A 4,206-nucleotide genomic window follows, 5' to 3' on the forward strand; every position below is an offset into this window, starting at 1 on the left:
CGAGGAAGTCGAAGATCTCGGGCAGGTGCCGCTCGAAGTCGGAGATGGCGTGGTCGCCGCCTTCCAGCAGCTTGGTCCGCGCCCCCTGGTAGCGTCCGGTCATCTCGCGCCAGTCCAGCACCTCGTCGCCCTTGGCGATCACGGCGAAATAGCGTTCGGGGTGGCCGACCGGGCCGTGGGCCAGCCCGCGCAGCTCGTCGACGAAGGCCGGCTCGAAGACGAAGCGCTCGGCCGGGTCGTGCCAGGCGGTGTGCTCGCCGATGAAGCGGCCGAGATCGCGGGCGGGATCGATCGCCGGGTTCAGCAGCACGGCACGGCAGCCGATGGTTTCCGCCACGTGGGTGGCGTAGAAGCCGCCCAGCGACGAGCCGATCACCGCCGTGGTGGCGGCCGGCCAGCCGGCGATGCCTGCCAGCACCAGGCCCATCGCCGCGCGCGGGGAGGGCGGCAGTTGCGGGCACCACCAGTGCACCTCGGGATGGCGCTCGGCCATGCGGGCGGCCACGATCCGGGCCTTGGTCGACTTCGGCGACGAGCGGAAGCCATGCAGATAGAGCAGGTGGGTGGTGGACACGGCGGGATGGTACCGCCGCCGCAGTCGCACCATCCCAACGCCGGGCCCCGCAAAACCGTGGCAAAGGCCCCGCCGGGCGGGGTTCTCCCGCCGGCGCGGCCCCGCCGCGGGACGGCCAGCCCCGATAATCGCGCCATGGCCGCCGTATTCGAGAAACCGCCGCTGCTGCAGCGCCTGACGCCGTCGCTGCAGGGCTATGACGGGCCGCTGGCGTTCGCCGTTTTCCTGCTCGCCTGCGCCGGGCTGCTGACGATGTATTCATCGGGCTACGACCACGGCACCCGCTTCGTCGACCACGGCCGCAACATGCTGATCGCCGCGGTGATCATGTTCGTCGTGGCCCAGGTGCCGCCGCAGCGCCTGATGAGCCTGGCCGTGCCGGTCTACACCGTCGGCGTCGCGCTGTTGATCGCGGTCGCCGTGTTCGGCATCACGAAAAAGGGCGCCAAGCGCTGGATCAACGTCGGCATGGTGATCCAGCCCAGCGAGATCCTCAAGATCGCCATGCCGCTGATGCTGGCGTGGTGGTTCCAGAAGCGCGAGGGCCAGTTGCGCCGGCTCGATTTCGTCGTGGCGGCGCTGCTGCTGGTGGCGCCGGTGGGGCTGATCATGAAGCAGCCGGACCTGGGCACGGCGGTGTTGGTGCTCGCCGCCGGCGTGTCGGTGATCTTCTTCGCCGGCCTGCCGTGGAAGCTGATCGTGCCGCCGGTGATCGTCGGCCTCACCGGCGCCGTGCTGCTGATCGTGTTCGAGTCGCAGCTGTGCGCCGAGGGCTTTCGCTGGCCGATCCTGCACGACTACCAGCAGCAGCGCATCTGCACGCTGCTCGACCCCAGCAAGGACCCGCTCGGCAAGGGATTTCACATCATCCAGGGGATGATCGCGATCGGCTCCGGCGGCGTGTTCGGCAAGGGTTTCATGCAGGGCACCCAGACCCACCTGGAGTTCATTCCCGAGCGCACCACCGACTTCATCTTCGCCGCCTATTCCGAGGAGTTCGGCCTGGTCGGCAACCTGCTGCTGATCGCCGGCTTCATCTTCCTGGTGCTGCGCGGCCTGGCGATCGCGCTGGAAGCGTCGACCTTGTTCTCGCGCCTGCTGGCCAGCGCGATCACGATGATCTTCTTCACCTATGCCTTCGTGAACATGGGGATGGTCAGCGGCATCCTGCCCGTGGTCGGGGTGCCGCTGCCGTTCATCAGCTATGGCGGCACGGCCATGGTGACGCTCGGCATGGGCCTGGGCATCCTGATGTCCATCGCCAAGAGCCGGCGCCTGGTGCAGACCTGACGCACCCGTCCAAGGCGACGCTCGCGCGGCCGGCATGACCACGCTCCTGATCGTCGACGACGACCCCGCCCTGCGCAGCCGGGTGGCGCAGCTGCTGCGGCAGCACGGCTACCAGACGCTCGAAGCGGGGGACGGCCGCACCGGCGTCGAGCTGGTGCGCTCGGAACGGCCGGATGCGGTGATCTCGGACGTGACGATGCCGGGGCTGGACGGCTTCGGCCTGGTCGAGGCGATCCGGGCCGACGCGGCGCTGGCCGCCACGCCGGTGCTGCTGCTGACCGCCAGGAACGGGCGCGAGAGTGTGCGCCGCGGCATGACGGCCGGGGCCGACGACTACCTGGCCAAGCCGGTCGCGCCGGCGGAACTGCTCGACGCGGTGGCGGCCCTGCTGAAGAAGCAGGCCCGGGTGGAGGACAGCATCGAGGCTGCGGTGCAGGCGCGGCTGGCCGTGCTGCGGCAGCCGATCGCCGGCCCGTCCGCATCCGAGCGGGCCGACGAGTACGGCCTCGCGCCCGAGGCCGGTGCGATCGCGGACCGGCAGCTGCAGGCGACGGTGCTGTTTGCCGACATCCGCAATTTCACCGCGCTGGCCGAGCAGCTCGGTTCGGCCGAGGTGGCCGAACTGCTCGCCGCCTATTTCGAGCACGCCTGCCGTCCGGCGCTGGGCCACGGCGGCACCCACCTGAAGTTCATCGGCGACGGGCTGATGACGGTGTTCACCGACGAGGCGCCCGCCACGGCGCCGGCTGCCAGGCGCGCGGTGGCGGCGGCACTCGGCATCGCGGTGGCCGCGCACCGCTTCCGGGACTGGGTGGAACGCCGCTTTGCCGGGCGCGCGCTGCCCCCGTTCGCGATCGGCATCGGCCTGCACGCCGGCGAGGTCACCCTGTGCCGGCTGGGCGCGGGCGACAGCAGCGAAGTCACCGTGATCGGCGACGCCGTCAATGTGGCGGCCCGGCTGGAGGCGGCCAGCAAGGAGCTGGGCTGGACGGTGGTGGCCAGCCGCGCCGTGCTGCAGCGTGCCGGCGCCGGCGTGCAGACCGGCGGCGCGGCGTTCCTCGCCCTGCGCGGGCGCAGCGAGGACGTGGAGGTCTGTGCGGTGACCGGCCTGGCGTCCGACACGGTGGCACGCCAAGGCACGGCCCGCGACGCGCACGCTGCCGCGGTGCGCACCGCGGTCGACGTCAATTCGGCCCTCGCCGCGCAGGCCCCGGACGGCTCGCCGGTCAGCGTGACGGCGGTGCGCCGGCAACCCCGGGACAGCTGAGCTTGGCTGCGAGCGGGTCCAGCGGGGCACGTCTAGAATGCGCGCGATGATCTCCCGCGAACCCACTCTCGAGCGCCTGGCAACGGCGCAGCGTCTGCTGCTGGAACCCTTCGGCCTGACCGAAACGCATCTGTCGCGCGCCCTGGCCGAGATCCGGGTGCACCAGGTCGACGATGCCGATCTGTATTTCCAGTACACGCGCAGCGAAGGCTGGAGCCTGGAGGAAGGCATCGTCAAGACCGGCAGCTTCAGCATCGACCAGGGGGTCGGCGTGCGCGCCGTGAGCGGCGAGAAGACGGCGTTCGCCTATTCCGACGACATCTCCGAAGCTTCGCTGATGGACGCGGCGCGCACGGTGCGCACGATCGCGGCGGCGCGGGGCGCGGGCCGGGTGCGGGCCGGCGCGAAGAAGGTCGCCGGCGCGCGCTCGCTCTACGGCGGGCTCGATCCGATCGCCACCCTGGACAGCAACGCGAAGGTCGAACTGCTGGAGCGCACCGAGCAGCTGGCCCGCTCCAAGGACCCGCGCATCGCCCAGGTGATGGCCGGGCTCGCCAGCGAATACGACGTGGTGCTCGTGGCACGCGCCGACGGCACCATCGCGGCCGATGTACGGCCGCTGGTGCGGCTGTCGGTCACCGTCATCGCGGAGCAGCATGGCCGGCGCGAGATGGGCTCGGGCGGCGGCGGCGGCCGCTTCGGGCTGGCCTACTTCGACGACGCGCGCATCGAGGAGTACGTCAACGACGCCGTGACGGCGGCGCTGACGAACCTGGAGTCGCGGCCGGCGCCGGCCGGCGAGATGACCGTGGTGCTCGGCCCGGGCTGGCCGGGCATCCTGCTGCACGAGGCGATCGGGCATGGGCTGGAGGGCGACGTCAACCGCAAGAAGACCAGCGCCTTTGCCGGGCTGCTCGGCCAGCAGATCGCCGCCAGGGGCGTGACCGTGGTGGATGACGGCACCCTGCCCGACCGCCGCGGCAGCCTGACCGTGGACGACGAGGGCACGCCGAGCCACCGCACCGTGCTGATCGAGGACGGCGTGCTGGTCGGATTCCTGCAGGACCGGCAGAAC

At 71.3% G+C, this 4,206-nt stretch carries 4 protein-coding genes; 3 read left to right on the top strand and 1 reads right to left on the bottom strand.

The genetic code is table 11. From position 1 onward, the window contains the following. Positions 1-574 (bottom strand): YqiA/YcfP family alpha/beta fold hydrolase (locus tag VNT59_RS18165; protein WP_325500715.1); only part of this gene is annotated, 574 nt, incomplete at its 3' end. 135 nt (positions 575-709) lie between these two features. Here VNT59_RS18165 and rodA point away from each other — a divergent pair. The 3 genes from rodA to VNT59_RS18180 form a co-directional block, all read left to right on the top strand. Continuing rightward, positions 710-1,864 carry a rod shape-determining protein RodA gene (rodA, locus tag VNT59_RS18170; protein ID WP_325500717.1) on the top strand — a complete coding sequence of 385 codons (1,155 nt, stop codon included), beginning with the start codon at positions 710-712 and terminating at the stop codon, positions 1,862-1,864. A 34-nt stretch (positions 1,865-1,898) separates the two neighbouring features. Continuing rightward, complete coding sequence (locus VNT59_RS18175; protein WP_325500719.1) at positions 1,899-3,131, top strand: response regulator; 1,233 nt, start codon at positions 1,899-1,901, stop codon at positions 3,129-3,131. Between the two features lie 46 nt (positions 3,132-3,177). After that, positions 3,178-4,206: metallopeptidase TldD-related protein (locus tag VNT59_RS18180; RefSeq protein WP_325500721.1), on the top strand; the 1,029-nt coding region annotated here is incomplete at its 3' end.

The organism is Ramlibacter sp., assembly GCF_035554825.1.
Classification (GTDB): domain Bacteria; phylum Pseudomonadota; class Gammaproteobacteria; order Burkholderiales; family Burkholderiaceae_C; genus Ramlibacter.